Below are 3494 nucleotides of genomic sequence, written 5' to 3' on the forward strand. Positions count from 1 at the left end.
GTCTTGATCCGGGTCACCCGACGCTTGATCTTCTTCTGCTCCATCGCCCCACCGATTTCATCGACACCGGCCAGAATCCTAGCTCAACGGCGGGGAGAGAGTTTCGCGACACCCTCTTCAATGACCCCAAGAGCCTGGCCAGCTGGTTCTACGACCCGGAGGCCACCCGCCTTCTGCTTGAAGACACGGCCATTGCCGCCTGAACTCCGACGGTTGCCGGCTCGGGATCCCCGGATCCCGCCGCTACCCGCCCGCTTCACAACTCAAACTTCGGAGCCATCATGCCTGCTACCCCAACCCGTACCCCCAGCTTTGTCCCCCGTTCTATCCCTCTCTCCCACGCCTGCGTGCGTGCCGGCGTAGCCCTCGCCACCCTGGCCGCGTTCTCGTCGGCCAATGCCACCAATGGCCCCATGCCCCACGGCTACGGCATCAAGGCCATGGGCATGGGCGGCGCGTCCATCGCTCTGCCCCAGGATGCCATCGCCGCCGCCAACAACCCCGCCGGCATGGCCATGGTGGGGGAGCGTTTCGACATGGGGCTGTCGGTGGTCATCGTCGACCCCAAGTCCAGCTTCGGCGGAACCGAGTACAAGGGCGATGGTGTAAAAGCCATCCCCGTGCCCGACCTCGGCTACAACCGCGTGATCGATGAGCGCCAGTCGATTGGCGTGTCGGTGTATGGAAACGGGGTGAGCACCGTTTACGACACCCCGCTCCTGGGCGGAAGCGGCAAGGACAGCGCCAAGCTGACCCAGATCATCGCCTCGCCCACCTACGCCTTCAAACTGGCACCGGGCCACGCCATCGGGGTGTCGGCGGACCTGGCCTACCAGCGCTTCAAGATCGACGGCGTACCCGACGCAACGGGCGTGGAAAGCCCCGGCGCCGATTCCTCCACCGGTGTCGGCTTCAAGCTGGGCTGGATGGGCCAGGTGAGCGAGCAATTCACCCTGGGCGCCATGTACTCGGCCCGCATCCGCATGGGCAAGCTGGGGGCTTACCGCAACCTGCTGGCCAATCGGGGCGAGTTCGACATCCCCGAGCGCTACGGCATTGGCCTGGCCTGGCGCCCCACCGCGGGCATCGTCGTTGCCGCCGACCTGATGCGGGTGAACTGGGGCGATCTCGACTCCTTTGCCAACGCCCTCACGGCGGCCGAGCCGGGCTTTGGCTGGCGCAGCCAGACCGTGTCGCGGATCGGCGCCTCCTGGCAGGCCAGCCCGGCGCTCACTCTGCGCACCGGGGTCAGCCACGGCCAGCAGATCGTCAGCCGGGAAAACGCCACCCTGAACTACCTGGCGCCGGTCACGCCCCAGGATCACTTCACCCTCGGCGCCACCTACGCCCTGAGCCGGGAAACCGAGCTGTCCTTCATGTACGCCCGCGCCTTCGGGTCGGAGGTGCGCGGGACCGGCCCGAGCACCGGGGTGAGCGTGGACATGTCCCAGCACTGGCTGGGCGCATCCCTGGCCTACAAGTGGTGATCACTGCCGTGCCGGCAATGCCGGCCTGAGAGGGCCGGGCTGCGCAGCGCCGCAGCCCGGGTCTGAATCTGAATGGAAAAGGAGTTTTCATGGTCAGCATCGACCTCTTTCGTGACGGCATGGCCCGCCTGGCAGGCGCCGTCAATGTGATCACCACCGACGGCCCCAAAGGCTTTGCCGGCATCACTGCCACCGCCGTGTGCAGCGTTACCGACCAGCCGCCGACCCTGCTCACCTGCGTCAACCGCAGCTCCTACGCCCACGGCTTCTTCAGCGGCAACGGCGTGCTGTGCGTGAATGTGCTGGCGGCCGACCAGCAGCACCTGGCCCAGCTCTTCGCCGACCGCAACATCAGCATGCCCGAGCGCCGCGCCCGGGTCTCCGCCCGGACCCTGGAAACCGGCAGCCCCGCCCTGGACGACGCCCTGGTGAGCTTCGACTGCCGCATCGTGCAACAGCAGTCCCTCGGCTCCCACGACCTGCTGATCTGCGAAGTGCAGGCCGTGAAGGCCGGAGATGCGGCCACCGGCTTGACGTACTTCCTCCGCAACTATCATCCTGTCGGCAGCGCGACCCCGGCCCCGGCCGAGGCGCACAGCCAAAACAACGCAAGGTGCGCCTGACACCTCGCACTGGAACAGGAGACATGCAATGACCACCACCACCGCCGAGAGCTTCACCTGGAGCGACCGCTACCTGCTCGGCTACACCGCCATGGACGACACCCATCGCGAGTTCGTCGCCTGCGTTGACGCCCTGCTCACCGCCAGCGACGCCCAGATCCCCGAGGCCCTCGAAGCCTTCATCCAGCACGCCGAAGCCCACTTCAAGCAGGAGAACGAGTGGCTCGCCGCCCCCGACTTCCCCGGCGGCGGCGAATGCCACATCGAAGAACACGAGAAAGTCATCAACTCCGCCTACGACGTCCGCGAAGTTGTCGCCCAGGGCCGGGTAGACGTCGCCCGGGACTACGCCCAGGCGCTGGTGGACTGGTTTCCCGGGCACGCGGACTACATGGATTCGGCGCTGGCAGCGTGGCAGGTGAAGCGGACGCACAACGGGCGGCCGCTGGTGTTTCGGAGAAGGGAGACGGTGTAGGGGAGGGCGCCAGCCAGCGCGGCCTCGCGGTTTTTTGTCGGGGCCCTTTGGTCTGGAATCAAATACCAGGTGATCCTTTGGAGCTCGCCGCCATGGTGCTTGTCAGTCCGCAGAAGATCGCCGCAGTCATGGCGCTGCCGGCGGTTCCCCACTCCTTCGCCGAACTCGATGAGATGGTTTCGAAGGGGCTCCCCAAGAGCGCCCTCAAAGCCAGCATCGACCACATCTGCGTGAGCGCCGAAGATCGCCGCCGGCTGCTCTGCCGCATCATCCCTGAGGCTACCTACAAGCGGCGGGGGCGCCTTAGCGCAGAGGCGTCCGAACGGGCCGAGCGTCTTGCCCGCATCTTTGCCACCGCAGCCTACGTCTGGAACTCCGACGACGACGCGCGGGCCTTCCTGACGGCACCCCACGCGATGCTCCAGGGGCACAGCCCGCTGGATGTTTCCCTCACTGAACTTGGTGCACGCCGCGTGGAAGAACTGCTGTGGCAACTCTTCCACGGCATCGCCGCCTGATGCCGCTGTAACGGACCGGAAACGAACGCCACCCTCTGTGGTATGGCACGGGCGCCGCCTTGATCGGCGGCCGATGGAACAGCCCCGGACGCCCGCTCCTCTACGCATCCCTGAGCTATGCGGGCGCGATGCTTGAAATCCTGGCCCATGCCAGCATCGGCCGGGCGCCAACCACACACCGTTACGTGATCGCAGATGTGCCGGACGACGTATCGGTCGAGCGCCACGACGCCGCATCACTCCCGCCGGGATGGGACGCCGAAAGTAAGCGTCGCCCCTGTCCCGTCTTGATCCCATTTCTTTGATCCGCGAAGGTGTCCACCATTTTTGAGGGTGGACACCATGGAGATTGAGAAGGCAGCCCAAGGGGCTCGGCGTGGGGCCTATGTTC

The 3494-nt window shown here is 66.2% G+C and carries 6 protein-coding genes; all 6 read left to right on the forward strand.

The window, feature by feature from the left end:
* The coding region (locus ACIQ09_RS21975; RefSeq protein WP_398314521.1) for a hypothetical protein at positions 1-203 on the forward strand (203 nt) is incomplete at its 5' end.
* A gap of 78 nt (positions 204-281) precedes the next feature.
* Entirely contained in the window at positions 282-1487 is a 1206-nt protein-coding gene (locus ACIQ09_RS21980) for an OmpP1/FadL family transporter (RefSeq protein WP_398314523.1), read from the forward strand.
* A gap of 89 nt (positions 1488-1576) precedes the next feature.
* Positions 1577-2110 (forward strand): flavin reductase, encoded by a 534-nt coding sequence (locus ACIQ09_RS21985; RefSeq protein ID WP_398314525.1) that lies wholly within the window; start codon positions 1577-1579, stop codon positions 2108-2110.
* A 28-nt stretch (positions 2111-2138) separates the two neighbouring features.
* Positions 2139-2585, forward strand: coding sequence for a bacteriohemerythrin (locus ACIQ09_RS21990; RefSeq protein ID WP_398314527.1), 447 nt, complete (start codon positions 2139-2141; stop codon positions 2583-2585).
* Positions 2586-2677: 92 nt separating this feature from the next.
* Positions 2678-3103, forward strand: coding sequence for an antitoxin Xre/MbcA/ParS toxin-binding domain-containing protein (locus ACIQ09_RS21995; protein ID WP_398314529.1), 426 nt, complete (start codon positions 2678-2680; stop codon positions 3101-3103).
* A 35-nt stretch (positions 3104-3138) separates the two neighbouring features.
* Positions 3139-3408 (forward strand): RES family NAD+ phosphorylase, encoded by a 270-nt coding sequence (locus ACIQ09_RS22000; RefSeq protein ID WP_398314531.1) that lies wholly within the window; start codon positions 3139-3141, stop codon positions 3406-3408.
* Positions 3409-3494: the final 86 nt, after the last annotated feature.

The organism is Zoogloea sp., assembly GCF_044344315.1.
GTDB lineage: Bacteria > Pseudomonadota > Gammaproteobacteria > Burkholderiales > Rhodocyclaceae > Zoogloea.